Here is a 25,339-nt window from a genome sequence, read left to right as displayed (position 1 = left end):
CTGCCACAGGCAGTCCCCTGCGTAGCCCGTGGCCCGACTGGTTAGGCTCAAAGACGTGAGCAGGCTCCAGGTCGTCAGCGGCAAGGGCGGTACCGGAAAGACCACGGTGGCCGCCGCACTCGCGCTCGCCCTCGCGACGGAGGGCAAACGCACTCTTCTGGTGGAGGTCGAAGGCAGACAGGGCATCGCGCAGCTCTTCGAGACGGAAGCGCTCCCCTACGAGGAACGGAAGATCGCGGTCGCTCCGGGCGGCGGGGAGGTGTACGCCCTCGCGATAGACGCCGAACGCGCGCTTCTCGACTACCTCCAGATGTTCTACAAGCTGGGCGGAGCGGGCCGGGCCCTCAAGAAGCTCGGCGCGATCGACTTCGCGACCACCATCGCCCCGGGTGTCAGGGACGTCCTGCTGACCGGCAAGGCGTGCGAGGCGGTCCGGCGCCGGGACAAGAAGAACCAGTACGCGTACGACCACGTCGTGATGGACGCGCCGCCCACCGGCCGCATCACGCGCTTTTTGAACGTGAACGACGAGGTGGCCGGCCTCGCCAAGTTCGGCCCGATACACAATCAGGCGCAGGCCGTGATGCGCGTCCTGAAGTCGCCGGAGACGCAGGTCCACCTGGTGACCCTCCTGGAGGAGATGCCCGTCCAGGAGACCGTGGACGGCATCAGGGAGCTGCGCGCCGCCGAGCTGCCGCTGGGCAACGTCATCGTGAACATGGTCCGCCCGCACCTCCTCGACGAGGAGGCCCTGCGTTCGGCGGCCGGCGAGCAGCGCACGGCGGTCGCCAGGGCCCTCTCGGAGGCCGGCCTGGGCAGCGCGCGCCGCGGCGGCCTCGCCGAGCGCCTGGTCGACCCGCTGCTCGAACAGGCGGCGGAGCACGCACAGCGCGTCGAGCTGGAGCGCGAGCAGCGCGCGGTACTGGCCGGGCTGGATCTGACGGCGTACGAACTGCCGCTCATCGGGGCGGGTCTGGATCTCGCGGGGCTCTACCGGCTGTCGAAGGAACTACGCGCCCACCTGGCGGGTACGCATCCGTCCGGGAGCGATCCGTCCGGTTCGGGTCCGCCCGGCTCAGGTCGGCCCGTGAACCGCCTGTCCGGGATCCATCAGTCTGGGGGGACTTCATGACCGTGGACACCACCATGGACCCGGCGCCCGTGCTGGGCGTCGACGCGCTGCTCGACAACCCGACGACCCGCATCATCGTGTGCTGCGGCTCCGGTGGCGTCGGCAAGACCACGACGGCGGCGGCCCTGGGGGTGCGGGCGGCGGAGCGCGGCCGGAAGGTCGTGGTCCTCACCATCGACCCGGCGCGCCGCCTCGCCCAGTCCATGGGCATCGACGCGCTCGACAACACCCCGCGCCGGGTGAAGGGCGTGGACGAGTCGGCCGGGGGCGAACTCTGCGCCATGATGCTCGACATGAAGCGGACCTTCGACGAGATCGTCGAGGCGCACGCGGACGGCGACCGGGCCCGCGCGATCCTGGAGAACCCCTTCTACCAGTCCCTGTCGGCCGGATTCGCGGGCACGCAGGAGTACATGGCGATGGAGAAACTGGGTCAGCTGCGCGCCCGCGACGAGTGGGACCTGATCATTGTCGACACCCCGCCGAGCCGCTCCGCGCTGGACTTCCTGGACGCGCCCAAGCGGCTCGGGTCGTTCCTGGACGGCAAGTTCATCCGGATCCTGATGGCGCCCGCGAAGGTGGGCGGCCGGGCCGGGATGAAGTTCCTCAACGTCGGCATGGCGATGATGACCGGGACGCTCAGCAAGGTCATGGGGGGTCAACTGCTGCGCGACGTACAGACTTTCGTGGCGGCCATGGACACCATGTTCGGCGGCTTCCGCACCCGTGCGGACGCGACGTACCAGCTGCTCCAGGCGCCCGGCACGGCCTTCCTCGTGGTCGCCGCCCCGGAACGGGACGCGCTGCGCGAGGCGGCGTACTTCGTCGAGCGGCTGTCGGCGGACAAAATGCCGTTCGCCGGGCTGGTACTGAACCGGGTCCACGGCAGCGGCGCCCCTCAGCTCTCCGCCGAGCGGGCCCTCGCCGCCGCGGAAAATCTTGACGAGGGCCGCATTGTGGATCAGAGGGCCGGGAATGCTGGAGTTCGTGACTCCTCGGCCGCCTCTCCCACTGCCGGGGCCACACCGGGCGCACCGACTCCGGATCCCTCACCGGAGAGCCCCCAGCAAGGCAGCAGCACCCCGCACGACGCCACCCAGCAGGATCACGACGTCGACACGCAGGACGGCGCTCGTCTCGGCGTCGAGACGGCCGAGACCCCTGAGGCTCAGCGGGTCCACAGCGTTGAGCAGTTGACCGCGGGGCTGCTGCATCTGCATGCCGAGCGGATGCATGTGCTCGCGCGCGAACAGCGAACGCGCGACCGCTTCACCGCGCTCCACCCCGAGGTGGCGGTGGCCGAAGTACCCGCTCTGCCGGGCGATGTGCACGACCTCGCGGGATTGCGGGACATCGGCGACCGGCTCGCTGCCGGCCCCGATCGTCCTGCCCCTGCGGCCTAGCGCTCCCAGGCCGGGTTCACTTGGTGCGTTCCGTCCAGTCCGCCTATCCCACCGCTGCGTACGCCATGTACGCCCCGTCCACATCGTCCTCGGGCAAAATGCCCGTGCTTCGCTCGTACTCGGTGCGCGCCGTCTCCAGCAATCGGCGCCAGGAGGTGACGGTGGGACGCCTGCGCAGCAATGCGCGGCGCTCCCGCTCGGTCATTCCCCCCCACACGCCGAACTCGACGCGGTTGTCCAGCGCGTCGGCCAGGCACTCGGTCCGCACCGGACATCCGGTGCACACCGCCTTGGCCCTGTTCTGCGCTGCACCTTGTACGAACAGTTCATCCGGATCGGTAGTGCGGCAGGCTGCCTGCGCACTCCAGTCGGTTACCCAGCCCATCCCGGCGCCGTCCTCTCCCGAATCGAGGCTCCCCCACGGCGACAGCGGCATATTCACCGCTGCCAGTTGAGGACGTTACGGAAGGTGGGCACAGCGCAACACCCCCTTCGGGCCCAATCTTGAATGGCCCGAACGGACTATGCGTAAGCGGCAGATCACCCGACGGAGTGAGCGAAGGGCATACGCGACCTACCCGGCAAACCGGGGCGGATAGGCTGGAGCACAACGGGCGCCAGGTGACGCATGAGGCGGATTCGGACAGAGATCCGGCAGATTCGGGGCTGACGGATTTACTGTCCGGGGCTTGATACCAAACCGCACTGCTGTGACAGTTGAGAGCAGCTTAGGGCAGAGCCTTCATGTGTGTCCGGCAAATGAGAACGTAGGCTGCGCTCATGCCAATGAAGCGCTCGGGCGGGGGTCTCACCGGGACCCAGCAGGCCGCCAAATTCCTCGGTGTCGCCGTGCTCTCCGGAGCTGTGCTGGCGGGCATCGCCCTGCCGGCGGCCGGAGCGCTGGGCCTCGCGGCCAAGGGCACGGTCGAGGGATTCGACGAGATCCCCGCCAATCTCAAGACACCGCCGCTCAGCCAGCGCACCAGCATCCTCGATGTGCGGGGCGATCCGATCGCGACGGTCTACTCGCGCGACCGCACCGTGGTCGACCTCAAGGACATCACCCCGTACATGCAGAAGGCCGTCGTCGCGATCGAGGACGCACGGTTCTACGAGCACGGGGCGATCGACCTGAAGGGCGTACTGCGCGCGGCCAACCGCAACGCGCAGTCGGGCGGCGTCTCGCAGGGCGCGTCGACCCTCACCCAGCAGTACGTCAAGAACGTCTTCGTCGAGGAGGCCGGTGACGACCCCAACAAGGTCGCCGAGGCCACCCAGCAGACGCTCGGCCGCAAGGTCCGCGAGCTCAAGTACGCGATCCAGGTCGAGGAAGAACTGGGCAAGAAGAAGATCCTTGAGAACTACCTCAACATCACTTTCTTCGGGCAGCAGGCGTACGGCGTCGAGTCGGCCTCCAAGCGCTACTTCAGCAAGTCCGCCAAGGACCTCAAGCTGGAGGAGGCCGCGCTGCTGGCCGGCATCGTCCAGTCGCCGAGCCGCTACGACCCGGTCAATGACACCGAGGAAGCGACGAAGCGGCGCAACACCGTGCTCCAGCGCATGGCCGACGTCCGCGACGTCTCGCAGGCCGAGGCCGACCGCGCGAAGGCGGCCCCGCTGAAGCTGAAGGTCAGCAAGCCCAAGAACGGCTGCATCACCGCCGTCAGCGGCGCGGGCTTCTTCTGTGACTACGTACGCGAGGTCTTCCACTCCGACCCGGCCTTCGGGAAGACGAAGGAGGAGCGGGCCAAGATCTGGAACAAGGGCGGCCTGAAGATCCGCACGACGCTCGACCCGCAGGCGCAGCAGTCGGTGCAGGCCTCGATAAAGGATCACGTCTACCAGTCGGACAAGGTCGCGACGGCGGTCACGCTGGTCGAGCCCGGCAGCGGCAAGGTCCTCGGGATGGGACAGTCCAGGCCGTACGGCTTCGGCAGCACCGAGACCACGATCAACTTCTCCGCGAACAAGAACATGGGCGGGTCGGCCTACGGCTTCCCGACCGGTTCGACGTTCAAGCCCTTCGTGGCCGCGGCGGCCATAGAGCAGGGCATCCCGGCGAACAAGTCGTACTCGGCGCCGTACGAGATGGACTATCCGACGGTGAAGACCTGCAGCAGCAAGCCCTGGGTGAACCTCGGCGGCGAGCGGGTGCCCAACGAGTCCGAGTCCGAGGTGGGCCCGTACCCGCTGAAGGAGGCGATGGCCCTCTCGGTCAACACCTACTTCATCCAGATGATCGAGGACATCGGCATCTGCCCGGTCACGAAGATGGCCGCCAAGCTGGGCGTGGTCCAGGCCGACGGCAAGAACCTCAAGGAGGTGCCCGCGATCTCCCTGGGCACCGAGGGCATGTCGCCGCTGACCATGGCCGGCGCGTACGCGACCTTCGCCAACCGGGGCACGTACTGCACCCCGATCTTCATCGAGGAGATCAACACGGCGGACGGCAAGAAGCTGCCGGTGCCGAAGACCAAGTGCAGCCGTGCGATGTCCGAGAAGACCGCGGACACCATCAACACCCTGCTCAAGGGCGTGATCGACTCCGGTACGGGCCAGCAGGCCGGGCTCACCAGCCGTGACAACGCGGGCAAGACGGGTACGACCGACGGTCGGCACAACGCCTGGTTCGTCGGCTACACGCCGAACCTGGCCGGTGCGGTCTGGGTCGGCGCGGCCGGCGCCAGTCAGGTCCCGATGGAGAACATCACCATCGGTGGCGTCTACCACGACAAGGTGTACGGCGGTCAGGTCCCGGGACCGATCTGGAAGGACGCCATGAGCGGCGCCCTGGACGGGAAGCCCTCGCCCGGCTTCAACTCGGTCAGCATCCCCAAGCCCGAGGGCGACAAGAGGGACAAGGGCGATGACGACGGGGACGACGGCGGCGGCCAGGACGACGGCAAGCCCGGCGACAGCGGCGGGGGCGACGCGGGCGGCGACAACCCCTGGCCGGACATCTCCCTCCCGCCGGGCCTGATCGGCGGCGGCGACGGGGGTCGCGGAGGCGGCGGGAATGGCGGAAACGGCGGGAACGGCGGGAACGGCGGGAACGGCGGCGACGGCGGGAACGGCGGCGACGGCGGGAACTGGCCCTAGCGGCTGGAGGTCGGCGTAGAGCTGTGAAAAGAGGGGCGCACCCACCGATCGGTGGGTGCGCCCCTCTTTCGTACTTCGGGCGCTTCGGTCGCCGGCCTCAGCCCGCGAGGAGCTTCTTCACGACGACGGCCACCCGGCCGCCCTCGGCGCGGCCCGCCACCTTCGGGTTCACGATCTTCATGACCGCACCCATCGCGCGGGGGCCCTCGGCGCCGGCCGCCTTCGCCTCTTCGACGGCCTGTCCGACGATCGTGGTCAGCTCGTCGTCGCTCAGCTGCTGCGGCAGGTAGGCATCGAGGAACTGGCCCTCCGCCTTCTCCCGCTCGGCCGACTCGGTCCGGCCGCCCTGGGCGAAGGCTTCGGCCGCCTCGCGGCGCTTCTTCGCCTCCCTGGCGATGACCTTCTGCACCTCGTCGTCGGAGAGCTCGCGCGACGTCTTGCCGCTGACCTCTTCCTTGGTGATCGCGGTGAGGGTCAACCGGAGCGTCGACGAGGCCAGCTCGTCACGCGCCTTCATGGCGGTGATGAGGTCTTCATGCAGCTTGGACTTGAGCGTCATGGGGGCCAGTGTGGCAGGTACGTACGCGTGCGTGCCCACCGATTTCCTGTTACCGGCCGGTCTGCGACGATGGGCGCATGCGCGCTCGTTACGGAGTTCCCCTGAAAGTCACCGCAGGAATTACGGCCGTTGGCGCGGTGGGTCTCGCCTACGCCGCCGGCTTCGAGGCCCGTTCGTTCCGGCTCCGCCGGGTCAGCATTCCCGTACTGCCACCGGGGGCCCGGCCGCTGCGGGTGCTCCAGGTCTCCGACATCCACATGGTGAGCGGACAGCGCAAGAAGCAGCGCTGGCTCCAGTCGCTGGCCGGGCTGCGCCCCGACTTCGTCGTGAACACCGGCGACAACCTGTCCGACCCGCAGGGCGTGCCCGAGGTCATGGACGCGCTGGGCCCGCTGATGGAGTACCCGGGCGTCTACGTCTTCGGCTCGAACGACTACTACGGGCCCAAGCCCCGCAACCCCGCGCGCTACCTCGTCGAGAAGACCCGCGGCCAGCACGGCCTGAACGGCAACGCGCCCGCGGTCGGCGTCGTCCACAACCCGTGGGAGGACCTGCGCGACGGCTTCGACGCGGCAGGCTGGCTGAACCTCACGAACACCCGGGGCCGGCTCAAGCTCGACGGCATGGAAATCGCCTTCACGGGCGTCGACGACCCGCACATCAAGCGGGACCGCTACGCGAAGGTGGCGGGCGGCCCGGAGGCCGGGGCGGACGTCTCGATCGGCGTCGTGCACGCCCCGTACCTGCGCAGCCTGGACGCGTTCACGGCCGACGGCTACCCCCTGATCCTGGCGGGCCACACCCACGGCGGCCAGCTGTGCATCCCCTTCTACGGGGCCCTGGTCACGAACTGCGACCTGGACACGGACCGGGTCAAGGGCCTGTCCGCACACGAGGCGAACGGCAAGCGCTCGTACCTCCACGTCTCGGCGGGCTGCGGCACGAACCGCTACACCCCGGTCCGCTTCGCCTGCCCACCGGAGGCGACGCTGCTCACGCTGACGGCGCGGGACGAGCACGAGTGACACCGTGAGCGGGCAGGTGCGTGACGGGCGGACGGGGTGCGGTGGCAGCGACGGCCTCGCCCCGGCGTCGCAACGTCAGCCACGCCCAACCGGCGAGGGGGCCCCGGAAACCGGATTTCGCCTCCGGCGTCGCGTCCGCTAAAGTAATCGATGTCGCCGCGACGCGCGCGACAATCGGGGTGTAGCGCAGCTTGGCAGCGCGCTTCGTTCGGGACGAAGAGGTCGTGGGTTCAAATCCCGCCACCCCGACTTCGTAAGAGCAGGTCAGGGCCGGTTTCCCTTCGGGGAGACCGGCCCTGTCTGCGTTCCAACGGGGTGTGGGGTGTCAACTGGGTGTGATCTTGAACGGCCGTTTCACGCGTCGGCGGCGCGGTGTTGCAACAGCCGGTCCAGGACTGGCACAGAGGAGCGCGGGGCGAGCGCGAGGCGCGCGTCGAGGGATTCCTCCCAGACCTCGGTGAGCTGGTCCATCAGCGTGGCCCGCATGGTGTCGGTGACGTGGCTGTAGCGCGCACCGACCGATCCGTCCTCGTGCCCCATGCGGTCGTCCATGAGCACCTTCGGTGTGCCCAGCTCCTCCATCAGCGTGCGGTGCCCGTGCCGGAGGCCGTGCCTCGTCAGCCGGTCCTTGATCGGCAGCCAGCACGCCTCTGCCCGACCGGACGCACCGCGGCCCCGTACGGGCACCCCGGGCCACGGCCTGCCGGTCACCGGCACCGGGTGGGCGTCATGGGGCGCCTTCTTCGGGTACCAGCCGGTCGCGGCCGGGGTGAAGATCCACGCGGCGTGACCGGATCGCCTCCAGTGGGCGGCCTCCCGGGCCGGGCCGACCTGCCGGACGAACCCCACCTCGGCGACCGCCTTCTCCACCCGGGCTCGCGTCGCCTCGGCCACCCTCTCCGGGCGGTTGAGCACGTTGGACACCGTGCCGGTGGAGACCTTGGCCAACTCCGCGACCTGGCGCAGGGTGGGCCCCGGTTGCCGGGTGCCGCCCACCCCCCGGCCGCTGTAAACGTAGGTGAAGCCGTGGCAGGGGCAGGGCCGCGGCTGCGTACGGGCGACATGGTCGCCGACGAGATGGGACAGGAACGCTGGCGAGTCGATGGTGCGGTAGCTGTCGTCCTTGGGCGGGCAGCGCGACAGTTCGCCCGTGTCCAGCTCGTAGAGCTGCCACTCGATCGTGAAGGCGCGTGAGTCCGGCCGGGCGAACTGCGTCTCCAGGCCCACCAGTTCGCCCCACCGCTGACCGGTGTACGTCTTGTGGACGTGGGCCACGAACTCGTCGTCCCTGCCGGACAGGAGGGACGCGCGCTCCGCGATGAGCAGGGAGCCGAGCATGGTGGTGATCTGCTTCTCCGGGCCGCGACGCCGACCGCGGCCGTGCCGACGGCCCCGGCCGCGTCGGCGCTCCGCGACGTTCTTGTCCGCGTGGCCGGCATCGACTGCGTCGGCCAGGAGTCGGTGAAGAAGAGAGCGGTACGTGCGGACGCTGCTCACGGCGAACTGCCGTTGTTGGTCCTTCTCCCAGGCGTTCACCATGGGCTCGGTGATGTCCCGGATCACCTTGTCCCCGAAGGTCGGCAGTAAGTGGGCCAGGCTCCGGGGGTAGTTCTGCATGGTGGAGTCCGCGAGGGCCAGGGCGTCCATCTGCTCCTGGGCGAACTTCCCGAAGGTGACCAGCGCGGCGGCGGCGGCCTGCTCGGGCGGGACCCAACGGCCCTTCTTCGCCTCCTCGAAGGCGTCCGCCTCTGCCTTCTCGGCCGCCTTCTGTGCGGTGGTCTTCGTCGGGTAGCGGACGGCGCGGCCGTCCGCGTCGACCACAATGCCCTGTGCTTTGCGGTCCGGCCTCTGGAAGCAGGCCCGGTAGTAGGTCTTCCCGCGAGCTATGCGCTTCTCTGCGTATGCCACGCCCTCACCCTCCCGTTGTTCATGTCACGAAGGCGTCGAGCACCTGGCGGGCTGTGTATCTCTCCTGCGCCAGGGCTGCGGTGATCGCCTCTTCTTCCTCGACCGTGAAGCGTTCGGCGTTCAGGAACAGCAGGGCGTCTTGCCGATCGTGGTCGATCCAGGCGACGACGCCCCAGGGGGCTCCTGATACGCGGTGCGCGCGACGGCAAGGCTTCGCCATTCGTACTCCCAACCGAAATCGGTGGGTCGCCAACCGATCAGCACATTTAACACTCAAGCAACAAACAGGAGTCAAAGGTCTGTGACAAGTGACGTAAAAGAACCCGAAAGTGGCAATCCGTTCGGGTGTGCGATTAATCCTCGGTTGTGACGTCGATCTTGAGGGACCGGAGGGCGGCAAGCAGGTCCTCGGGAGCGGTCCCGTCCTCGCCGCGAATCACGATCGTCGCTCGCACCTTGCCGTTCGGCGTCGTCACCTCGGCGATCCGTGAGGCCAGTAGCGGACCCTCCCTGAGCGACTGCTGCACGAGCACTGACAGGTCGGAGGCGGGCGGTTCGGGTGCCGTCTCTGGGCTCGGCGCGGCCGGCTGCTCGTCCTCGCGGGACACGGGGTCGCCGCCAGCGAGCACCAGGTCGACGGACTTCTCGGTCCACCCGACGAGGCGCGCGTACGCGAGAACGGTGGGGGTCACCCGGGTGATCGCGCCTCGATCGATGTTGTAGAGAGCACCGCGCTTCACTCCGATCGACTCCGCGACGTCCTGCTGCTCCATGCCACGTTCGGCCCGTGCTGTCTTCAGCATCTCGCCGAGTCGGGGCCAGTCTCTGCTCATAGCTCCCATCATGCCGCACGCACGTGCAACAGCAAGGGCGCGCACCCAGCGCAAATGGGCGCATCCGTTGCACTTCATGTCTGAAAAGTGAGCGCCGGAATCAGGCCACCGGACGGGTGAATGCTCAGAGACTGAACGCAGAAGTAGCCCAGATGTCTTGCATCTATGATCACCGCATGTCTAGTCTCTGAACGTGACACCGAACGGCACGGCAATCCAGGCCCTGCGTCAGGTTCAGTCTTTGAGCCTCCGGCGCTTGGCACGCATGGCGAAGACGTCAGCCAGCCAGCTCTCCCGCATCGAACGCGGGAGAGCCGGGGCCGGGGACGACCTGATCTATCGCCTCGCGAAGGCCCTGGACGTGCCCGTGGACGACATCACCCGAGGAGAAGTCGTGTCGACCAAGGAGCTGGCCCCCGTCGGGGCCGACGAGAAGTCCCCCAACGGGATGACGAAGAAGAAGCCCGTCGAACGTGTGGTGCCGTACCCCGGCACCCCGGAGGGCGCGGTCTTCCACTACACCCCCGAGGAAGCGGCCGGGTTCCTGCCCTGGTCCGCGCTCCAGCTCAAGCGCAAGGCGTACGCCCGCGAGATCCCGTTCAACGACGGGGGCGCCCGGGTGACCTTCACCGGTCTCGACATCCGCGAGATCAGCCAGATGACGGCAGTTCGCCCGCTGGCCGAAACGGTCCCGGTCCAGAAGCGCGCTTCCTGACCGACGCCGCCGGGGGACGACGGGCCATGCCCGGCCTTGATCGCCGCCCCCAGCGTCGCCGGAACCTCAACCACTCATCGAAATCGAGGAACCGTGAGCAAGAACTGTAGCCCCCAGCACGACGCGCGTAACTGCCGTCTGTGCGCCCCGCTGCGGCACCCGTCCCAGCTCCGGACGCGCCGCGCCCTGGCTGCCTTCCCCCGCCAGTCCGCCGAGTCGGCGGCCGGCGAGCGCGAGAACGGCGGCAACGCATGACGACCACTTCGAAGCCGCCGGTCTACAACGACCACGCGACGGCCGCCGAGCACGCCCGCGCCGTCCCCGGCAAGTGGGTCCTCCTGGGCAACTACCAGTCGGAGACGGGAGCGGACGCGACCGCGCGGCAGATCCGCCGGGGCGCGAAGTCCGCCTACCTGCCCGCTGGCGCCTTCCAGGCAAGCATCCGCCACGACACCGGCATCAGCATCTGGGTCCGCTTCGTCGGCGACCCGGCCGCCCCGGCCGTCCCCCTGTGTGACCGGCGGCCGATCGGGCTCGTCGCGTCGCAGCGCGTGGAGCTGAGCGAGAACCCCCAGCGGTTCCGGACCTCCCTGTCCCGCACGCTCACCGCGATCGACCGGGGCGAGGACCTGGCCACCGCGGGATGGACCGCCGTGGACCCGGTCCACACGGCCGCCGAGATCGAAGCCCTGGCCGGCCTGCGCCGCCTCCACGCCCCCCGTAAGGACTCGAAGTGACGACGATGATCACGCCTCCGCTGTTCAACCTCCCCGGTGAGGTCGCTCCCCGAGGTCTGGCCGACGCGCCTACGGCTCAGCTCCTGCTCTCCTCCGAGGTTTCGCGGGAGGAGTGGTTGCAGCTCCGTCGCTCCGGTATCGGCGGCTCGGATGTCGCCGGAATCCTCGGTCTGGCCGGGAAGTACACGGGCCCGCGCCACGTCTTCGAGGAGAAGCACGGCCGGTCGACGTTCAAGGGCAACGAAGCCGCCGAGATCGGAAGCGAGATCGAGGACTTCATTGCCCACATGTTCACGAAGCGGTCGGGGGTCCGGACCGCCGAGGCGCCGGGGACGCTCGTCCACGTCGACCGGTTGTGGCAGCGAGTGAACGTCGACCGCTTCACGTTCGAGCGGCCGGGCCCGGCCTCCGGCCTGCTGGAGTGCAAGAACCGCTCCGAGTACCAGGCCGATCAGTGGGAGGACGGGGCTGTCCCCGACGCCCCCGCGATCCAGTGCCACTGGGGTATGGCCGTCGGCGGCTGGGACCACGGCTTCGTGGCCGCGCTCGTCGGCGGCAACAAGCTCAGGTGGAGCCGCCTGGAGCGCGACGAGGAAATGATCGAGCACCTGGTCGACTACTGCGGGCGCTGGTACGAGCGCCACGTGGTCGAGGGGATCGAGCCCCCGGCCGACGGCCTGGAGGCGACCACCGACCTGCTGGCCAAGTTGTGGTCTGTCAAGGCCGAGACCATCGCCGAGATCGACGTGGCGAAGGCCAAAGCGCTGCGCGCCCGGCACGCCGACGTCAAGGCCCGCGAGAAGGCCATCAAGGACGAACTGCGTCTCGTGGAGAACGAGATGAAGCTGCTCACCGCCGACAGCGAGATCGCGAAGGCGGGCGGCCAGTCGGCCTGGACGTGGAAGGGCAACGGGACCTTCGCGTCGAAGCAGTTCGCCGACGCCCACCCCGACCTGGTCGAGCAGTACACGCACATGGTGCCCGCCCTCGACGTCGACCGCCTTAAGGCCGAACAGCCCGTCACGTACGCCGCGTTCCGCGCACGCCGCCTCATCGTCCCCGCGAAGGGAATCTGATCATGTCTCTGTCCACTCTCAAGGATCGCGTGCGCGCGGCGACCACCGACCAGCCGGCCACCGACGCCACCGTGTCGGGTCTCGCCGACGACGCGAAGGGGACCACCCCGGAGCAGCTGCACACGTCGGCTCAGGCCGAGGGCGACGACGTCGCCGACCAGGCCCTGGTCTGGCTGGAGCAGTACGGCAACGACTTCACGCGGGCCCTGCCGTCGCACATCGACGTGAAGGCTTTCCTGTCCGCCGTGCGGGCCGCCCTGCCGGGCCTGGTCCACTGCACCCCGGCGTCCCTGCGCCAGGCGCTCCTGACGTGCGCCCGGTTCGGCCTCGTCCCCGACGGCCGCCACGCGGTCATCAAGCGCGAGGGCAAGACGGCGGTGTTCGTGCCGATGGCCCAGGGCTACGTCGAGCTGATGTACCGCTCGGGCCGGGTCGGTTCGGTGCACGTCGGGATGATCCACGAGGCCGACGAGTGGAACTACGAGCCCAGCGCTCCGGCGCCGCTCGACTTCACACACAAACCGGCGGTGACGCTGTCGAAGAAGGACCGCGGTCCGGTGATCCTCGCGTACGCCTTCGCCTGGCTGGAGTCGGGTGCCCGCTCCCAGGTGATCGTGCTGAGCCGGGAGGACGCCGAGGAGATCCGCGACGAGTACAGCTCGGCGTACCGGCGGGCCAAGGAGTCCGGGGCGGATGACTCGTTCTGGCACACGGACTTCACGAAGATGTGGGCCAAGAGCGCGCTGCGCCGCCTGCACAAGGTCGTCCCGATGTCCGCCGAGATGATCGCCCTTCTCAAGGCCGACGATGCCGGGGACGCCGGTGAGGTTCAGGTCGTGCACGCCCCGGCCGAGGAGGTGCACCTCCAGGCCGAGGAGATGCACCTCCAGGCCGAGACGGACGAGGCCCACGAGCGGGCCGAGGAGTCGCAGGACCCGCAGGAGGTCCGGACCCGGCCGCTGCCGCGTAAGCGGTCGCAGCCCCGCCGGACGACCCGCAAGGGCCGCAAGGGGGCCCGTCGGTGACCTGGACCTCCAGGCCCCTGTGCGGGCTCGACCTGGAGACCACGGGGGTTAACCCCGAGGTCGACCGGATCGTTTCGGCCGCCGTCGCCCTGTGCGACGGCGGCCGGCCCGCCCGGGTCAGCCAGTGGCTCGCTGACCCCGGGGTTCCGATCCCGCCGGGCGCCACCGCGGTGCACGGCATCACCACCGAGGCGGCCCGCAGTGCGGGCCGCCCGGCCGCCGTGGTCGTCGCCGAGGTAGTCGCCGCCCTGGTCGAAGCCGTCGAGGCCGGGATGCCGCTGGTCGCGATGAACGCGCCGTTCGACCTGACGATGCTGGAGCGCGAGGCCGAGCGGTACGACGTCCGCTCGTTGTTCTCCGCCTCGGTGCCGCTCGTTCTGGACCCGCGGATTCTGGACAAGCACGTCGACCGGTACCGGCGCGGCTCGCGCCGCCTCGAGGACCTGTGTCGGACGTACGGCGTGGTCCACGGCGGCGCCCACGACGCCGGGGCCGACGCGGTCGCCGCGTGCGAGGTCACCGCGGCCATCGCCGACGAGTACCCGTGGATCGGCAAGACGCCGCTCGGGGAGCTGCACGAGCAGCAAGTCCGGTGGGCGGCCGACCAACAGGCCGGTCTGCGCGAGCACTTCGCGGCCACGCCCGGCAAGGAGTACCGCGCCGCCTCGGTCCGTACGGACTGGCCGCTCGTCCCCCCGATGAAGTCCGAGGGGTGGGGCCAGTGATGCGTCACCTGCTCTCTGGCGGTCTGGCGGTCCTCGCCGCCGCCGGGGCCCTGGTGCCGGTGGTGCGGGCCCTGCGCTCGCACTCCCGGCCCCCGGGCCCGGCCGACGCCTCGTTCCGGCGCGGCCCGCTGTTCGCCTGGTGCCCGGCCGAAGGCCGCGAGACGCCGCACACGCTCGACGCCGGCGTTCGCCGGTGCCGCTCCTGCAAGACCTCGACCCCGACAGCGACGTCAGGAGAGACCCATGGATGAGTCGTTCGGCCCGGAGTATGTCCGGCCTGCTCAGCCCGACTGTTCGCGCTGCGGGTGCTGCACTGCGGCGCTCTGCGAGAAGGGCCGGAACAGCCTGCTGCGGTGCTCCGGGCACACCAGCGACGAGACCCGTCCCATGGTGCTGGAATGCCCGTGCTCGGGGGAGTCCACGAAGCACACCGCGTCGTGGCGGATGGCTCAGGTCCGTGTGACCCGGCTCGCGTCCGAGCTGCCGATCGTGGCCGAGGCGGAGGCGCTGCTGCGGGCGTTGGCCGGGGGCAGTACGAGCGAGGACGCCGAGGGTGTGTTCCCGCAGTTGCAGCTTCGCGGCCTGGCCCGCCTGGTGAGCGGGATTCCCGCGATCTCCCCGCTGGGCTTCACGTACCTCGCGGCCCGGGACGACGTCCGGGCGGGCGCTGTGGTGCGGGTCGTGGACATCGACAAGGTGGCGCGCACGGCCCGGGTCGAGGTCGTCGCGTGGCGGCCGGACGAGCCGGTGACGGTGCTGCTCGACCAGATCGTCAGCGACAGCGGCCTGGATGTCGACTCGCTGCCCGGCAGGTGGCTGTCCGCTGAGGCGAACTGCCACGCGGACACGGCTGACCGGCTGGTGCTGACCGGGTTCCGTGCGGATGCCCCGCTCCCGGCCGGCTGGATGCGCGTGGGCGGTGACCAGGGATGAGCGAGTCCGCGAAGGTACCCGAGCAGAGGTCCGACGAGCCGCCTGCAGAAGCCCTGACGGTCAGGGCTTCAAGCCTCCTGCCCGCCGGGGACCGGGACTTGGACCGTGAGCGTGCGCGGCTTCTCGCGTCCGTGCTCGCGCCGGGCACCACTGACTTCCTGGCGATGTGCTTCGACGGCGACCCGGCGAGCAAGGCCCGCCCGCGTTTCGGCAACGGGAGGGCGTACAAGACCGACGAGGACACCGAGGCGGAGCGTCGCACCGGTTGGAACCTTCGTCGGCACTTCCGGCAGCCGTGGACGGGGAACCTCGCGCTCGGGTGCGTGTTCTTCCGGCCGGACCGGCGGCAGATCGATGACGACAACATGATCAAGCACCTGTGCGACGCCGGGAACGGCATCGCGTGGTTTGACGATGCGCAGATCACCGCCAAGTACGGCGTGGTCGAACTCGACAGGGAGCATCCGCGCACGCTCGTGGTCGTCGCGCGGCACGTCTCCTCGATGGACCGCTCGGACGTCGCCAAGCCCCGCCCAACGAAGCGGAGGCGGCTGTGACGTCCGAGGAGATCGCCGACGCTCTCGACTCCGCCGGCGAGCACACGCGGGGCGCGCTGGTACCCGTCAGGGCTCGGCCCTCGCCGGCCACCTCGTGGGAGGACGCGTTCGCGCAGCGGACCGTGGCCGTCGAGGGCGGTCACGTCCACTGGTCCGGCGCGATCGGCAACCGGGGCACGCCGGTGGTCGCGTGGCGGAGCCAGGTGGAGACGGCCTACCGGCTGGCGTTCCGCTGGCACCACGGCCGGGAGCCGGAGGGCAATGTCCGGCCGACGTGCGGCTACCCGTGCTGCGTGGCGGGCGGTCACCTCGCCGACCGGCGTCTCCGCGAAGGGGGCGCGGCGTGATGTACGGCGCGACGTGGGACAACGGCGTCGACCTGGTCGCGGTCGAGCGTGCCGCCCTGTGCCGGGGCGTCTGCCCGGACCTCAACGAGGACGAGCAGCGGCGCGCGGTCCGCGTCATGACGGAGGCCGGGAAGTCGGCGGGCGTGATCGCCGGACGGCTCGGGATGTCCGACCGGACCGTGGCCCGCTGGCGCGACGAGATGGGGCACTCGTCATGACGTGGCTCAACGTCTTCTTCGCGTACATCCAGGTGGTCGACGCGGTGATCACGACCGCCGACGTGTGGTTCCCGACGCTCGTCGGCGGGGCCGCCCTGGGGTGGGGCGTTCACCGCCTTCCCCGTCGCGGCCGGCACCGCCGGACACGGCGCCCGGACACGTCCGGACAGGACGCGCACACCCCGCCGGACATAGGGGCCCAGGTGACCATCCCCCAGCACTGACCTGCACGGACACCGTCCGGACACGTCCGACGGGACGTGTCCGGAGGTGTCCGGCGACCACGCCGAAGCAAGGAGCAGACCGATGCCGCGCATCCCTCGTCCGACCGACCACACCAGCCTGCCCCGACCTCGTCACTGGAGTGATGACGCGGCTTGCGGCGGGATCGAGACCGCCGTGTTCTTCCCCGTCGGGAAGGGCGGCGTGCCCGCCTCCGTGGATGCCGCCTACGCCAAGTCGTTCTGCTTGGGCTGCCCCGTCCGCCCCGACTGTCTCGGGCACGCCCTGAGCCAGCGTGAGGACTTCGGCGTGTGGGGCGGGCTGGACGAGGACGAGCGGGCGGAACTGCTCCGCCAGGCCCGCCGCGCCGCCGAGAAGCAGCGCCGTCAGGAACGGGAGCGGGCCAGTGCCTCCTCGGCGGCGTAAAGCCGCTGCCGGAAGCCGGGCGCCGGTCCTGCCCCCGGGCGGGCTCCTCGACTGGTCGGCCTCCTGGCACTTCGCGCAGGACGCGCGCCCGTGCCGGTACTGCGGAGCGCCGACGCACCTGCGGGACTCCAAGAAGATCCCCGCCGACAAGGTGTGCGCCGAGGCGGCACTGGCCGACATCGACCACATCGTCCAGGTCTACAGCGGCCAAGGGCAGCTGTGACCCGGGCACGGCCGAAACGCCCCCGCATGAGGCGGGCTGAGTCGCTTCGGTCGCTCGTGACCACCGCGGCCGAGCTGGATGCTCGCGCCGCCGACACCACCACCCGACGAAGGGAATCCCTACCGATGAGCACTGACCAGATGGCTACCGCGGCCCCGGAACGACGCGGCCCTCGAGAGGAGTTGCAGCGGCGCCCCAGGCGGCGCGGCGAGGCCCGTGACCAGCTCCGGGCGACGCTGGCCGACGCCTACAACGGCGGCGCGTCGATCCGCACCCTGGCCGCCGAGCACGACCTGTCGTACGGCCTGACGCGGGCGCTGCTGCTGGAGGCCAAGGTCGAGCTTCGCTCGCGCCGGCGTCGCCCGAAGGCGAGCGAGAAGTGACCGCCGACCAACGGCGATTCGCCGTGACCGTAACGGCCGGGGTGTTCCTCCTGGCGCTGCTCGTGGTGCTCCTCAGCGCGTGCGGCGCGGCCGAGGACGATGACGACGACGGGTGCGGGTGGTTCGCCCTCGCGGCCGTGGCCAAGCCGGGCCCGCCCGCGCCTCGCCCTGCCGCTCCCGCGCCGAAGGCCCCGGCGCCCGCACGCAAGGCCCCGTCGCTGGAGAAGCGTCTCCCCGCCGCTCCCCAGCAGCCGACCCGCCCGACCGTCGACGCGCCCCCGGCGCTGGCCCCGTCGGTGAAGAAGCCGACGCCGACGCCGTCCTCGACCGCCAGCAAGAAGCCGAAGCGCCACCGCGGCATCGACGTCGACCTCTGCGACTGACCACCACCAGGCCCATGGCCCGGGGCCGACCGGCCCCGGGCCTCCGGCAGTTCCCACGGAAGGAGACTCCGGATGCCCAGGCACGCCATCTGTATGGACTGCCACCGCGAGGTGTTGTGGACGCTCACCGACGCCGGGAAGCGCCTCGCCGTCGACCCGGAACCGGACGACACGGGGAACAGCGCGGTCTACCGGGACGGGACGGGCACCTACCGGTCCCGGCGCCCTTCCGAGGAACTGCCGCGCATGGCCTGGGAGAAGCTGCACGTCCCGCATGTGGCAACGTGCTCGGCCCGGCGTCGCGGGCCCGCTCCGGCGCGGCCGGGGACGCCGCCGCCCGGTGTGTCCGACCTGGCCGCGTACCGCCGGAGGGGCCGGTCATGAGGCCCCGGACATGCCGAAGAGGCCGCCTCGGTCCGGGGCGGCCTGTGGCGTGCCAGGGGTCAGGCGTCCTGCTTCTCGATCCGCACCGCGGTCTCACCGAGGGCAGCGAGGGCTCGTTCGTAGAACTCCATCGGAACGATGGCCGCCGCTCGCTTGCCCCTGCTGGTCAGCACGGTCACCTCGCCGCTGTAGCGGGCGCGGCCGACCGCCTCGGCGAAGGAGTTGCGCACGTCCGCGATGCGCTCCTCGTGCTCATTCCTGGTGCTGGTGTCGGTCATGGCTCCACTGTACGTCATGGACATCCCCATATGTACATGAGCGCCATAAGGGCTATGATGGCTCTCATGATCACGGAACGTCCACGACGGGCGGATTACGGGCACAGGCGGCGCTCTGACCTGCGCTGCACGCATGACCTGATGCACCGGTTGACCTGCGACGAGTACGAGGCCATGCGGGACCGCGCCCAAGAGCGGTGCGAGATCTGCAACCGGCCGGACCGCGAAACACCACGCGGTGAACTCGTCATCGACCACTTCCAGGGCGGTGGTGCCTGGTTCGTCCGGGGCCTCCTGTGCGACCGGTGCAACTCCGTGATGCAGCGGCACGACGGCACTGCCCCGTGGGGGCCCGCCTCCCGGCCGTTCGCGGCCAAGGCGCGGGCGTACCACCTGAACGCCTTCGGCGCTCCCAGCAAGGAGACGTTGCAGCTCGCGGACGCGGCGATCCATAGCCGCTTGGAACGCCGAGCTGGGCTGACCCGCTCCATCTGACCCCCACCCCGAAGCACGACCGAGAAGAGACACCATGAGCGACGCGGCAGCAGCCCCGCAGGCGGTGAGGGCCCAATGAGCCTGTATCCGATCCTGTGGGCCGCCGACCACGCGCCGGTGTGCGACGCCGAGGAGCGGGCGATCCTCGTCGCCCTGGTCATCAAGGGCGACTTTGACGGCTGCAACTGCTTCCGCTCGTACAAGACGCTGGCCGACAAGGCCATGGTCGACGCGAAGACGGCTGGCCGCCGGTGCCGTGACATGGAGAAGCGAGGTCTGCTCAAGCGGCAGACGGCGCACCAGTCGAAGGCGTGGCAGGCGATCCCGAAGGAGCAGCGGCCGGTCATCTGGGAGGTCATGATCCCGGCCGAGTGGTGGAGCCCCGCTCAGCTCGCCGAAATCAACGAGCAGCGTGCGGGCCTCGGTCGGCCGCCGCTGACCCCCGCGAACCGGCCCGCTCTGGCCCCGGCACCGCCCAAGAAGACCCGCACTGACAAGGGCACGAAGCGGCCGAAGAAGGTCACCCAGGTGGAGGACCCCGGGACTTGTAGTCCTGGGGGTGACCCAGGGACTACTAGTCCCCACCCCCAGGACTTGCAGTCCCCACCCCCGGGACTTGTAGTCCCACAACCTTCTGAGTCACCTTCCGAGTCACCATCCGAGAACAACCGCGCTGTGGCTGACGCCGTAGGCCAAGGTGCAGGTGGTTTCGCGTCTGCGGGCGCGGACGACGGCGCGGCTGGTGAAACCGGCGAGGCCGGTAGCGGCTCCGCCGCGTCGGAACCGAATCTCCCTCCCCAGCGCACACGTTCACCGCGACCGGCCACGACGAAGACCCGGCCCCGCATGGAGACCGCCGGATTCGAGATGGTGCGGGCCGCGCTCCCGGCCGCTGTTGCTGCTCCTGGCACGAAGCTGTTCCCCGGGCTCCACCGGGCGATCAACGACCTGCTGGACGGCAACGCGGCGGGCATCCCGCGCCGGACCCCGGAGCAGGTCATCGCCCGGCTGAACCGGCGCTGGTACGGCGAGCACGCCGAGACCCGGGCGGCGGCCGACTACCGCGGCTGCGACCGGTGCACAGCCTCCGGCTGCTCTGCTCCCCGCCGGGGCCTCGAGAACCCGGAGGGTTGCGACCGGATCAAGAACCGGAACTCGTGGCTCGCCGCCGCGATCCTGAACCAGGACTGCCCCGACCCGGCGTGCGAGGACGGCCAGATCATCGGCGGTGGCGACTGCCGGGCCTGCAAGGAGCGCCACCAGGAGCGCCGGGAGGCCGCCCGCGCGGTCGCCGAGGCTGCTGCCGTCTGGGAGGCCAACGGGCAGGCCCACGACGCCGCTCAGGCTGCCGTGGATGCCTGGACCGAGGCGGAGGCCGCCGAGGAGCACCACCTCCGGGCGACCCTCGCCGAGTCCGGCATGTACGGCGTGATGCTCGACCACCACGTTCAGCGGCACATGCGCGGCTGGCGTAACCCCAAGCCTGCCTCCCGCGCTGCTCAGGGCGGCTCCCACGAGCGACAGGCGGCCACCGTATGAACCCCGACTTCCTTCCTCCGCTGGGCGCGTGCCTGCGGGCTTTGGGCGAGTTCGCCGCCCGGCACGAGGTGAACGACTCGACCCTGGCGGCCATCGCCGCCGAGCTGGACCGTGGCCGCGCCCTGGTCCGCTCCGCCCAGGGCAACGCGCGGGCGAACCACTGCGTGAAGCACCCCGGCGGGCCGGTCGACCCGACCGCCGACAACGGGTGCCTGCTGTGCGGCACCGGCCAGCGGCGGCCGGCCCGCCCGGTCCCCGAAGACTTCGTGCCCGGTGAGGTCCTGCGGGTCCTCCAGGTGCACGGCCAGGACGCGGCCACCCAACGATTCGGAGCGCAGGCGGTCACCCGCGCGCTCGTCCTCGGCGGCCGTCACCCCTCCACCAAGCAGCTCGCCGCCCCGGCGGCCGAGCCGTACGACGAAGGAGAGATCTGAATGCCCACCAGGCAGTTCACCCGCGCCCAGCTCGCGGACCTTGGCGTCCCGCCGGACGACCCGCAGGACATCGAGTACAGCGAGACCGTGCTCGCCGACGAGCCGGTGACAACGCTCAAGTACTCGATGCAGCGTCGCTGTGTCTTCCGCACCGACGACGACAAGACCTACGCCGTCACGTACGAGGGACAGCTCGACGCAGGTGACTACGAGGTCGGCCCGCCCCCGGACGATCACGGCTGGTACAGCGACACCGTCGAGGCCGAGGAGGTCGAGCAGCGCCACGAGATCGTTCGGCTGTGGAAGCCCGTCGCCGACGAGCCGAACCCGGACGTGGAGACCCGGACGGTCCTGGAGCACCTGGTCGCCATGTACGCGGAAGGCGGCGTCCCTACCCGCCTCGCCCGCCAGTACGCGGCCGACTGGCTGGACGCCCACGCCGACGAGCTGACGACCATGTTCGGCGACGACACGGCGGGTGCCTGATGGCGGCCCCGACGATCGACTGGCCCGAGCTGGACACCATCGCCGAGGGCTACTACGCGATCCCGGACCCCGACGACGCGGGCACCATGACGTACTGGCGGCGGGTGCGCACCGAGCGGAAGAACTCGCTCAAGGCGTGGCCGGCGAAAGCCTGGTTCGGCCCGGAGATCCCCCGGCGCTCCGACGTACCCACCGACCGCGACGAGCGGGACCTGTTCGTCGCGGCCTGGTCCGCGTCGCGCCGCGCGTACATGGACCGGGTCGTCACCGCGATCGGCGCCGCCCCGGAGGTCGCCGCCCGCTGCTTCGCCGCCCTCCGCGTCCGCTGCTGGTGCTGCGGGCGGACCCTGCGCGACGAGACGTCGAAGACCCTCGGCATCGGCCCGGAGTGCCGCACCGGCATGGACCCGGCGGTCCTCGCCCGGTACTGCACCCCGGAGGTCGGCCGGCTCCACGCCGAGCACCTGGCGGCCGTCGCCGGAGCGACCGAGTGACCGGGCAGTCCAAGCCGCGCGGCGCGTACACCGCGACGGCGTGCCGGGCCTGCCGGACACCGAAGCCGTCCCGCTGGTACCTGTGCGGCGCTTGCTGGGCCGCTCTGCCCGAACCCGCCCGTAGGGCCCTGAACAGGCGCGATGGTGGAGCTCTGGCCCGGCTGCGCGAGCTGCGCGCCCACATCGACGCTGAACAGCCCCTGGAAGAACTGGAGATCACCTCATGACGTGGAACAGCCGCATCGCCGTCGCCGAAGCGTTGGACGAGGCCGGGTGGACCGGCGACACCCTCGACCCGCGCGGCCTCCTCAAGCACCAGTCCGGTGCGGTGTGGGCGATCGTGAACGAGTTCAGGGCCTGCGGCACTGGACCTCCCGGACGCCGGGCCGTCCGTCGCGTTCCCCAGGAAGATCCCGGACGCCGTGGTGATCGCCGCGTGCCTCGCCGCGTCCGGTCAGCTCGACCCCGCCCAAGACCGCGTCGAGCTGGAGGAGCGCAGCACCTGGCTGGGCTGCCTGGAGTCGGCCGGCGTCGACAACTGGCCGGACGTCGACGTCGCCCGCGAGATGCGCGACGAGCGGGAGGCCAGCCGGTGAGCACGCCCGATCCGTTCCTGGACCACGCCGAGACGCGCACCGCGGCGGTCGTGATGCTCCTCGGCGAGTGCACGACGGCCACCGAGACGAACTCGGTACAGCGGGTCGCGCTCCGCGCCGGGTTCATGTGGCGCTGCCACAACTGCAAGGCGAACCACTACCTGACCGGCCCGCCGTGCTCCTGCGGCGCCGAGCGCCCCGACGGCCTCCCCGGGTGACCGAGCAGCACGAAACGCCCACCCCCCCCGTCGGACCCGGGGGGCGGGCGCCCACACCACCGTACGACTGGAAGGACCCGCCAACATGCCCGCCCCGGACCCGCAGATCATCCTCGAAGCGCTGTCGCACGGAGCCACCGGCGACCACCAGCGCGGCTTGGACATGCTCCAGCCCATGGTCGACGCCGGACCCCGCTCGACGTTCGCGCTCCTCGGCTCCCTCGCCGAGATGGCGTCCAAGGAGGCCCGCGACACCTACGGCCCCGACACCTTCTACGGGATGGCGGTCGAGACCCCCGACGGTCGGGCCAGCGCCGATGTCCTGCCGCCGCCGGTCCGGTTCGCGACCCAGTTCATCACCGCGTGGGCCAACCGCGACCAGGACACCGCGCACGCCCTGTTCCTGGCCGCCGCCAAGTCCGCCGAGCAGAACGGCACCGACGAACTCAGCGACGGCATCACCGCGGTGTACGCCATGGCGGCCGTCGCCGCCGAGCATGTCGTGCTGGAGCAGCGCCGCCTCCGCGAGGAAGGCGACATCCGGTGACCGCGGCCCGCGCCGTAATGGTCGCGACGTACGGCGTGACGTACCTCGTCGCGATCTACGCCGGTGCGTCCGCCCTCGACTCCGGGGACACCCTCTACGCGGCCGGTCTGTTCGGGACGTCGCTGGGGCTGCTCCTCGGCATACACCGCGAGGCGCGGCACGCCGCCCGCCTGATCCGCATGGTCGCCACGTACCGGCACGGAGCCCCGTACGCCGGGCCCGTGGAGGACCTGGTCGCGATCGAGCGCGCGACCGCCATCCCGCCCAACTGCCGCTGCGAGAGCTGGTGGACAACCCTCGGCGGCCACCACGACCCGCAGTGCCCCGCCCTCGTCAGGAAGGACTCGCAGTGAACCAGCCCGCACCCGCCCCGGCCCCGCCGCCAGGACGGGACGCCCGCCTCGCACAGCTCGCGGCCGTCGTCTGCGACCAGGACCGGGGCGAGAACCCGTTCGGCTGGTCCGAGCTGCCGCCGCCCGACCACGCCCCGGTGAGCACGGCATGGTGACCGGCTCGTACGGCGACCCGCTGCGGTGGGACGAGGTCCCGGCCTCCCTCACCGCGGCGGTCGTCGCCGACCTCCTCGGCTGCGGCTGGTCCGGCGTCCACTCCACCGAGCACGGCGTCGTCGTCCCGCTCGACCGCCGGGCCTTCGGCCTGCCCGACCCGGCCGCCCGAGGTGAGCACCTGTACGTGCTGTGGGGCGGCCACCGGCCCGAGTGGTCCTGGTCCACCGCTCACCCGGACGCGCCCGCCGGCGGAACACTGGCGCTGCTCCTCGCCCCGCCCGACCAACCCGCGTACATCTCCGCGCAGATCATCCGCGTGCTGCGCACCGGCCGCGCCCTGCCCTAACCCGAAGGGACCAATCCGTGAAGGTGAACGAGCCGCCCGTCCTGGATACGCACTGGGAGGGCTACGAACTCGCCGCCGATGCCACCCACCGGTATCTGTGGATCTGGCAGGGCTTCAACATCCGGCTGATCGCCCTGCCGAAGAACGAAGACGGTGACTGGGCCTACGACCACGGGTGGTGTTACCCGAAGGACCCGCAGGTCGTCGCGGACAGCGTCGCCGCCTGGGACCCCGACGTCCAGGACGAGCCGATGGGTTGGCATAAGCGGCCCACGGACCCGGCCCGGCGTGCTCCGCGCCGCGACGAGGACCCGCAGTACAACCGGGACCGCTGCGTCCACGGCTGCTACGTCGAAGACGGCTGCCGGACGGTCAACTGCCGCGACGTCATCGAACACGAGCGCAGTCGCGGAGCAGCACCCCGCTGAACCCCCTACCATCCCCGGCTCACCACGCGAGGGGCGGCGGCCCTTCGCGTGGTTCAGCCGCCGCCCACCGAAGGACCGCAGATGACCCAGACTGACACCACCGGCCCCGCGACCGCCGAGCAGCCCGCCGTACAGCTGCCGCCGTTCTCCGGCGACGAGACCGTGTGCGCGATGTGCTCGAACCTCGAAGCGTTCACCGCCTACCGGCCGGCGTGCTTGGACGTCATTGAGGAGTTCAACAACCGTCTGGTGCGGCGCGGGCCGCTCCCCAAGCGGCTGGAACGGCGCTGCCAGCGCTGCGACTTCCAGTGGGACGAAGCGCTCAACCCGGCGCCCGGCGTCCGCATCGCGTCCGTCCACGAGATCGCGTACGCCCTGGAGCAGTCCCACGCCGGGTGGGCGCTCGACCTCTCCCCGGAGTGCGCCCAGTACATGGCGCACCGGCTGACCGAGATGCTTCACCTCCTGGTCCGCCTCGACCACCCGATGTGGCTGCCGCGCCCCACCCGCCCACTCCTCGTCACCCCGGAGACCGCTGCGGTCATCCGCGAGGACAACAGCGGCTTCACGTCAGCCGTGCCGCTCGTCATCCACGACCAGGCGCAGCCGCCCATGGGCCCTACCGCGTACGGCCGGGCGGCCGACTCGTGACCGAC

The 25,339-nt window shown here is 70.6% G+C and carries 41 protein-coding genes and 1 tRNA gene; 36 read left to right on the top strand and 6 right to left on the bottom strand.

Annotated elements, in window-relative coordinates; translation table 11 throughout:
* Positions 1-55 precede the first annotated feature (55 nt).
* On the top strand, positions 56-1,132 hold the full coding sequence (locus ACLLJJ_RS20360; RefSeq protein WP_434593512.1) for an ArsA-related P-loop ATPase: 1,077 nt from the start codon (positions 56-58) through the stop codon (positions 1,130-1,132).
* Positions 1,129-2,535, top strand: coding sequence for an ArsA family ATPase (locus ACLLJJ_RS20355; RefSeq protein ID WP_434593509.1), 1,407 nt, complete (start codon positions 1,129-1,131; stop codon positions 2,533-2,535). Before ACLLJJ_RS20360 ends, ACLLJJ_RS20355 begins: the two co-directional genes overlap by 4 nt.
* A gap of 43 nt (positions 2,536-2,578) precedes the next feature.
* Here the strand turns inward: ACLLJJ_RS20355 and ACLLJJ_RS20350 are convergent, their stop codons facing one another.
* A complete protein-coding gene (locus ACLLJJ_RS20350; RefSeq protein WP_283516416.1) occupies positions 2,579-2,920 on the bottom strand; it encodes a WhiB family transcriptional regulator in 342 nt (113 codons plus the stop codon).
* Positions 2,921-3,315: 395 nt separating this feature from the next.
* Between ACLLJJ_RS20350 and ACLLJJ_RS20345 the strand changes: the two genes are divergently transcribed.
* Complete coding sequence (locus ACLLJJ_RS20345) at positions 3,316-5,634, top strand: transglycosylase domain-containing protein (protein ID WP_434593506.1); 2,319 nt, start codon at positions 3,316-3,318, stop codon at positions 5,632-5,634.
* 97 nt (positions 5,635-5,731) lie between these two features.
* Here ACLLJJ_RS20345 and ACLLJJ_RS20340 read toward each other — a convergent pair whose 3' ends face one another.
* Positions 5,732-6,193: a GatB/YqeY domain-containing protein gene (locus tag ACLLJJ_RS20340; protein ID WP_434593503.1), complete on the bottom strand. Its 462-nt coding sequence runs from the start codon at positions 6,191-6,193 to the stop codon at positions 5,732-5,734.
* Positions 6,194-6,270: 77 nt separating this feature from the next.
* Between ACLLJJ_RS20340 and ACLLJJ_RS20335 the strand changes: the two genes are divergently transcribed.
* Together ACLLJJ_RS20335 and ACLLJJ_RS20330 are read left to right on the top strand one after the other, a co-directional pair.
* Positions 6,271-7,218 carry a metallophosphoesterase gene (locus ACLLJJ_RS20335; RefSeq protein ID WP_434593500.1) on the top strand — a complete coding sequence of 316 codons (948 nt, stop codon included), beginning with the start codon at positions 6,271-6,273 and terminating at the stop codon, positions 7,216-7,218.
* A gap of 175 nt (positions 7,219-7,393) precedes the next feature.
* A tRNA-Pro gene (locus ACLLJJ_RS20330) sits at positions 7,394-7,467 on the top strand.
* Between the two features lie 105 nt (positions 7,468-7,572).
* Here the strand turns inward: ACLLJJ_RS20330 and ACLLJJ_RS20325 are convergent.
* From ACLLJJ_RS20325 to ACLLJJ_RS20315, 3 genes are all read right to left on the bottom strand, one after another.
* The gene (locus ACLLJJ_RS20325) at positions 7,573-9,126 is read right to left on the bottom strand and encodes a LacI family DNA-binding transcriptional regulator (RefSeq protein WP_434593497.1); all 1,554 of its coding nucleotides are present in this window, start codon (positions 9,124-9,126) and stop codon (positions 7,573-7,575) included.
* A gap of 19 nt (positions 9,127-9,145) precedes the next feature.
* Positions 9,146-9,346, bottom strand: a complete 201-nt coding sequence (locus ACLLJJ_RS20320; protein WP_434593494.1) for a hypothetical protein — start codon at positions 9,344-9,346, stop codon at positions 9,146-9,148.
* A gap of 133 nt (positions 9,347-9,479) precedes the next feature.
* The gene (locus tag ACLLJJ_RS20315; RefSeq protein WP_434593491.1) at positions 9,480-9,959 is read right to left on the bottom strand and encodes a helix-turn-helix transcriptional regulator; all 480 of its coding nucleotides are present in this window, start codon (positions 9,957-9,959) and stop codon (positions 9,480-9,482) included.
* Between the two features lie 193 nt (positions 9,960-10,152).
* On the opposite strand from ACLLJJ_RS20315, the gene ACLLJJ_RS20310 reads away from it, so the two are divergent.
* The 17 genes from ACLLJJ_RS20310 to ACLLJJ_RS20230 all read left to right on the top strand — a co-directional run bounded on the left by ACLLJJ_RS20310 (position 10,153) and on the right by ACLLJJ_RS20230 (position 18,313).
* The gene (locus ACLLJJ_RS20310; protein ID WP_434593488.1) at positions 10,153-10,674 is read left to right on the top strand and encodes a helix-turn-helix domain-containing protein; all 522 of its coding nucleotides are present in this window, start codon (positions 10,153-10,155) and stop codon (positions 10,672-10,674) included.
* 93 nt (positions 10,675-10,767) lie between these two features.
* On the top strand, positions 10,768-10,929 hold the full coding sequence (locus ACLLJJ_RS20305; protein WP_434593485.1) for a hypothetical protein: 162 nt from the start codon (positions 10,768-10,770) through the stop codon (positions 10,927-10,929).
* Positions 10,926-11,411: a hypothetical protein gene (locus tag ACLLJJ_RS20300; protein WP_434593482.1), complete on the top strand. Its 486-nt coding sequence runs from the start codon at positions 10,926-10,928 to the stop codon at positions 11,409-11,411. Before ACLLJJ_RS20305 ends, ACLLJJ_RS20300 begins: the two co-directional genes overlap by 4 nt.
* Positions 11,412-11,416: 5 nt before the next feature.
* The gene (locus tag ACLLJJ_RS20295; RefSeq protein WP_434600467.1) at positions 11,417-12,487 is read left to right on the top strand and encodes a YqaJ viral recombinase family protein; all 1,071 of its coding nucleotides are present in this window, start codon (positions 11,417-11,419) and stop codon (positions 12,485-12,487) included.
* Positions 12,488-12,489: 2 nt separating this feature from the next.
* Positions 12,490-13,512 carry a recombinase RecT gene (locus ACLLJJ_RS20290; RefSeq protein WP_434593479.1) on the top strand — a complete coding sequence of 341 codons (1,023 nt, stop codon included), beginning with the start codon at positions 12,490-12,492 and terminating at the stop codon, positions 13,510-13,512.
* The gene (locus tag ACLLJJ_RS20285) at positions 13,509-14,237 is read left to right on the top strand and encodes an exonuclease domain-containing protein (protein ID WP_434593476.1); all 729 of its coding nucleotides are present in this window, start codon (positions 13,509-13,511) and stop codon (positions 14,235-14,237) included. Before ACLLJJ_RS20290 ends, ACLLJJ_RS20285 begins: the two co-directional genes overlap by 4 nt.
* Entirely contained in the window at positions 14,237-14,488 is a 252-nt protein-coding gene (locus tag ACLLJJ_RS20280) for a hypothetical protein (protein WP_434593473.1), read from the top strand. Before ACLLJJ_RS20285 ends, ACLLJJ_RS20280 begins: the two co-directional genes overlap by 1 nt.
* Positions 14,481-15,170: a hypothetical protein gene (locus ACLLJJ_RS20275; RefSeq protein WP_434593470.1), complete on the top strand. Its 690-nt coding sequence runs from the start codon at positions 14,481-14,483 to the stop codon at positions 15,168-15,170. The genes ACLLJJ_RS20280 and ACLLJJ_RS20275 overlap by 8 nt, the downstream gene beginning before the upstream one ends.
* The gene (locus tag ACLLJJ_RS20270; protein ID WP_434593468.1) at positions 15,167-15,727 is read left to right on the top strand and encodes a RusA family crossover junction endodeoxyribonuclease; all 561 of its coding nucleotides are present in this window, start codon (positions 15,167-15,169) and stop codon (positions 15,725-15,727) included. Before ACLLJJ_RS20275 ends, ACLLJJ_RS20270 begins: the two co-directional genes overlap by 4 nt.
* A complete protein-coding gene (locus ACLLJJ_RS20265; protein ID WP_434593466.1) occupies positions 15,724-16,074 on the top strand; it encodes a hypothetical protein in 351 nt (116 codons plus the stop codon). The genes ACLLJJ_RS20270 and ACLLJJ_RS20265 overlap by 4 nt, the downstream gene beginning before the upstream one ends.
* A complete protein-coding gene (locus ACLLJJ_RS20260) occupies positions 16,074-16,292 on the top strand; it encodes a helix-turn-helix domain-containing protein (protein ID WP_434593464.1) in 219 nt (72 codons plus the stop codon). The genes ACLLJJ_RS20265 and ACLLJJ_RS20260 overlap by 1 nt, the downstream gene beginning before the upstream one ends.
* Positions 16,289-16,516, top strand: coding sequence for a hypothetical protein (locus ACLLJJ_RS20255; protein ID WP_434593462.1), 228 nt, complete (start codon positions 16,289-16,291; stop codon positions 16,514-16,516). The genes ACLLJJ_RS20260 and ACLLJJ_RS20255 overlap by 4 nt, the downstream gene beginning before the upstream one ends.
* A gap of 82 nt (positions 16,517-16,598) precedes the next feature.
* Entirely contained in the window at positions 16,599-16,940 is a 342-nt protein-coding gene (locus ACLLJJ_RS20250; RefSeq protein WP_434593459.1) for a WhiB family transcriptional regulator, read from the top strand.
* Positions 16,921-17,163 (top strand): hypothetical protein, encoded by a 243-nt coding sequence (locus tag ACLLJJ_RS20245; protein ID WP_434593456.1) that lies wholly within the window; start codon positions 16,921-16,923, stop codon positions 17,161-17,163. Before ACLLJJ_RS20250 ends, ACLLJJ_RS20245 begins: the two co-directional genes overlap by 20 nt.
* Before the next feature lie 125 nt (positions 17,164-17,288).
* Entirely contained in the window at positions 17,289-17,546 is a 258-nt protein-coding gene (locus tag ACLLJJ_RS20240) for a helix-turn-helix domain-containing protein (RefSeq protein ID WP_434593453.1), read from the top strand.
* Complete coding sequence (locus tag ACLLJJ_RS20235; RefSeq protein WP_434593450.1) at positions 17,543-17,929, top strand: hypothetical protein; 387 nt, start codon at positions 17,543-17,545, stop codon at positions 17,927-17,929. Before ACLLJJ_RS20240 ends, ACLLJJ_RS20235 begins: the two co-directional genes overlap by 4 nt.
* Positions 17,930-18,001: 72 nt before the next feature.
* Positions 18,002-18,313 carry a hypothetical protein gene (locus ACLLJJ_RS20230; RefSeq protein WP_434593447.1) on the top strand — a complete coding sequence of 104 codons (312 nt, stop codon included), beginning with the start codon at positions 18,002-18,004 and terminating at the stop codon, positions 18,311-18,313.
* Between the two features lie 59 nt (positions 18,314-18,372).
* On the opposite strand, the gene ACLLJJ_RS20225 is transcribed toward ACLLJJ_RS20230, so the two are convergent.
* Positions 18,373-18,591 carry a type II toxin-antitoxin system prevent-host-death family antitoxin gene (locus tag ACLLJJ_RS20225; protein ID WP_434593444.1) on the bottom strand — a complete coding sequence of 73 codons (219 nt, stop codon included), beginning with the start codon at positions 18,589-18,591 and terminating at the stop codon, positions 18,373-18,375.
* 141 nt (positions 18,592-18,732) lie between these two features.
* Here ACLLJJ_RS20225 and ACLLJJ_RS20220 point away from each other — a divergent pair, with 141 nt between their 5' ends.
* From ACLLJJ_RS20220 to ACLLJJ_RS20155, 14 genes are all read left to right on the top strand, one after another.
* Positions 18,733-19,086, top strand: a complete 354-nt coding sequence (locus tag ACLLJJ_RS20220) for an endonuclease domain-containing protein (protein WP_434593441.1) — start codon at positions 18,733-18,735, stop codon at positions 19,084-19,086.
* A gap of 75 nt (positions 19,087-19,161) precedes the next feature.
* The gene (locus ACLLJJ_RS20215) at positions 19,162-20,625 is read left to right on the top strand and encodes a hypothetical protein (RefSeq protein WP_434593438.1); all 1,464 of its coding nucleotides are present in this window, start codon (positions 19,162-19,164) and stop codon (positions 20,623-20,625) included.
* Positions 20,622-21,059, top strand: coding sequence for a hypothetical protein (locus tag ACLLJJ_RS20210; protein WP_434593435.1), 438 nt, complete (start codon positions 20,622-20,624; stop codon positions 21,057-21,059). The genes ACLLJJ_RS20215 and ACLLJJ_RS20210 overlap by 4 nt, the downstream gene beginning before the upstream one ends.
* Positions 21,060-21,545 carry a hypothetical protein gene (locus ACLLJJ_RS20205; protein ID WP_434593432.1) on the top strand — a complete coding sequence of 162 codons (486 nt, stop codon included), beginning with the start codon at positions 21,060-21,062 and terminating at the stop codon, positions 21,543-21,545.
* Complete coding sequence (locus ACLLJJ_RS20200) at positions 21,545-22,039, top strand: DUF6011 domain-containing protein (RefSeq protein ID WP_434593429.1); 495 nt, start codon at positions 21,545-21,547, stop codon at positions 22,037-22,039. The genes ACLLJJ_RS20205 and ACLLJJ_RS20200 overlap by 1 nt, the downstream gene beginning before the upstream one ends.
* Entirely contained in the window at positions 22,036-22,266 is a 231-nt protein-coding gene (locus ACLLJJ_RS20195) for a hypothetical protein (RefSeq protein ID WP_434593426.1), read from the top strand. The genes ACLLJJ_RS20200 and ACLLJJ_RS20195 overlap by 4 nt, the downstream gene beginning before the upstream one ends.
* A gap of 195 nt (positions 22,267-22,461) precedes the next feature.
* Positions 22,462-22,635: a hypothetical protein gene (locus tag ACLLJJ_RS20190; protein ID WP_434593423.1), complete on the top strand. Its 174-nt coding sequence runs from the start codon at positions 22,462-22,464 to the stop codon at positions 22,633-22,635.
* A complete protein-coding gene (locus tag ACLLJJ_RS20185; RefSeq protein ID WP_434593420.1) occupies positions 22,632-22,853 on the top strand; it encodes a hypothetical protein in 222 nt (73 codons plus the stop codon). Before ACLLJJ_RS20190 ends, ACLLJJ_RS20185 begins: the two co-directional genes overlap by 4 nt.
* Positions 22,854-22,938: 85 nt before the next feature.
* Positions 22,939-23,400: a hypothetical protein gene (locus tag ACLLJJ_RS20180; RefSeq protein ID WP_434593417.1), complete on the top strand. Its 462-nt coding sequence runs from the start codon at positions 22,939-22,941 to the stop codon at positions 23,398-23,400.
* Complete coding sequence (locus ACLLJJ_RS20175; RefSeq protein ID WP_434593415.1) at positions 23,397-23,753, top strand: hypothetical protein; 357 nt, start codon at positions 23,397-23,399, stop codon at positions 23,751-23,753. Before ACLLJJ_RS20180 ends, ACLLJJ_RS20175 begins: the two co-directional genes overlap by 4 nt.
* Positions 23,750-23,908 carry a hypothetical protein gene (locus tag ACLLJJ_RS20170; protein ID WP_434593412.1) on the top strand — a complete coding sequence of 53 codons (159 nt, stop codon included), beginning with the start codon at positions 23,750-23,752 and terminating at the stop codon, positions 23,906-23,908. The genes ACLLJJ_RS20175 and ACLLJJ_RS20170 overlap by 4 nt, the downstream gene beginning before the upstream one ends.
* On the top strand, positions 23,902-24,255 hold the full coding sequence (locus tag ACLLJJ_RS20165) for a hypothetical protein (RefSeq protein WP_434593409.1): 354 nt from the start codon (positions 23,902-23,904) through the stop codon (positions 24,253-24,255). Before ACLLJJ_RS20170 ends, ACLLJJ_RS20165 begins: the two co-directional genes overlap by 7 nt.
* Before the next feature lie 17 nt (positions 24,256-24,272).
* Positions 24,273-24,683 (top strand): hypothetical protein, encoded by a 411-nt coding sequence (locus tag ACLLJJ_RS20160; protein ID WP_434593407.1) that lies wholly within the window; start codon positions 24,273-24,275, stop codon positions 24,681-24,683.
* Between the two features lie 81 nt (positions 24,684-24,764).
* Positions 24,765-25,334 carry a hypothetical protein gene (locus tag ACLLJJ_RS20155; RefSeq protein WP_434593404.1) on the top strand — a complete coding sequence of 190 codons (570 nt, stop codon included), beginning with the start codon at positions 24,765-24,767 and terminating at the stop codon, positions 25,332-25,334.
* Positions 25,335-25,339 lie beyond the last annotated feature (5 nt).

The organism is Streptomyces sp. A5-4, from assembly GCF_051131715.1.
GTDB lineage: Bacteria > Actinomycetota > Actinomycetes > Streptomycetales > Streptomycetaceae > Streptomyces.
The sequence above is the reverse complement of the archived record's forward strand: the minus strand, read 5'-3'. Positions and strand labels throughout refer to the sequence as shown.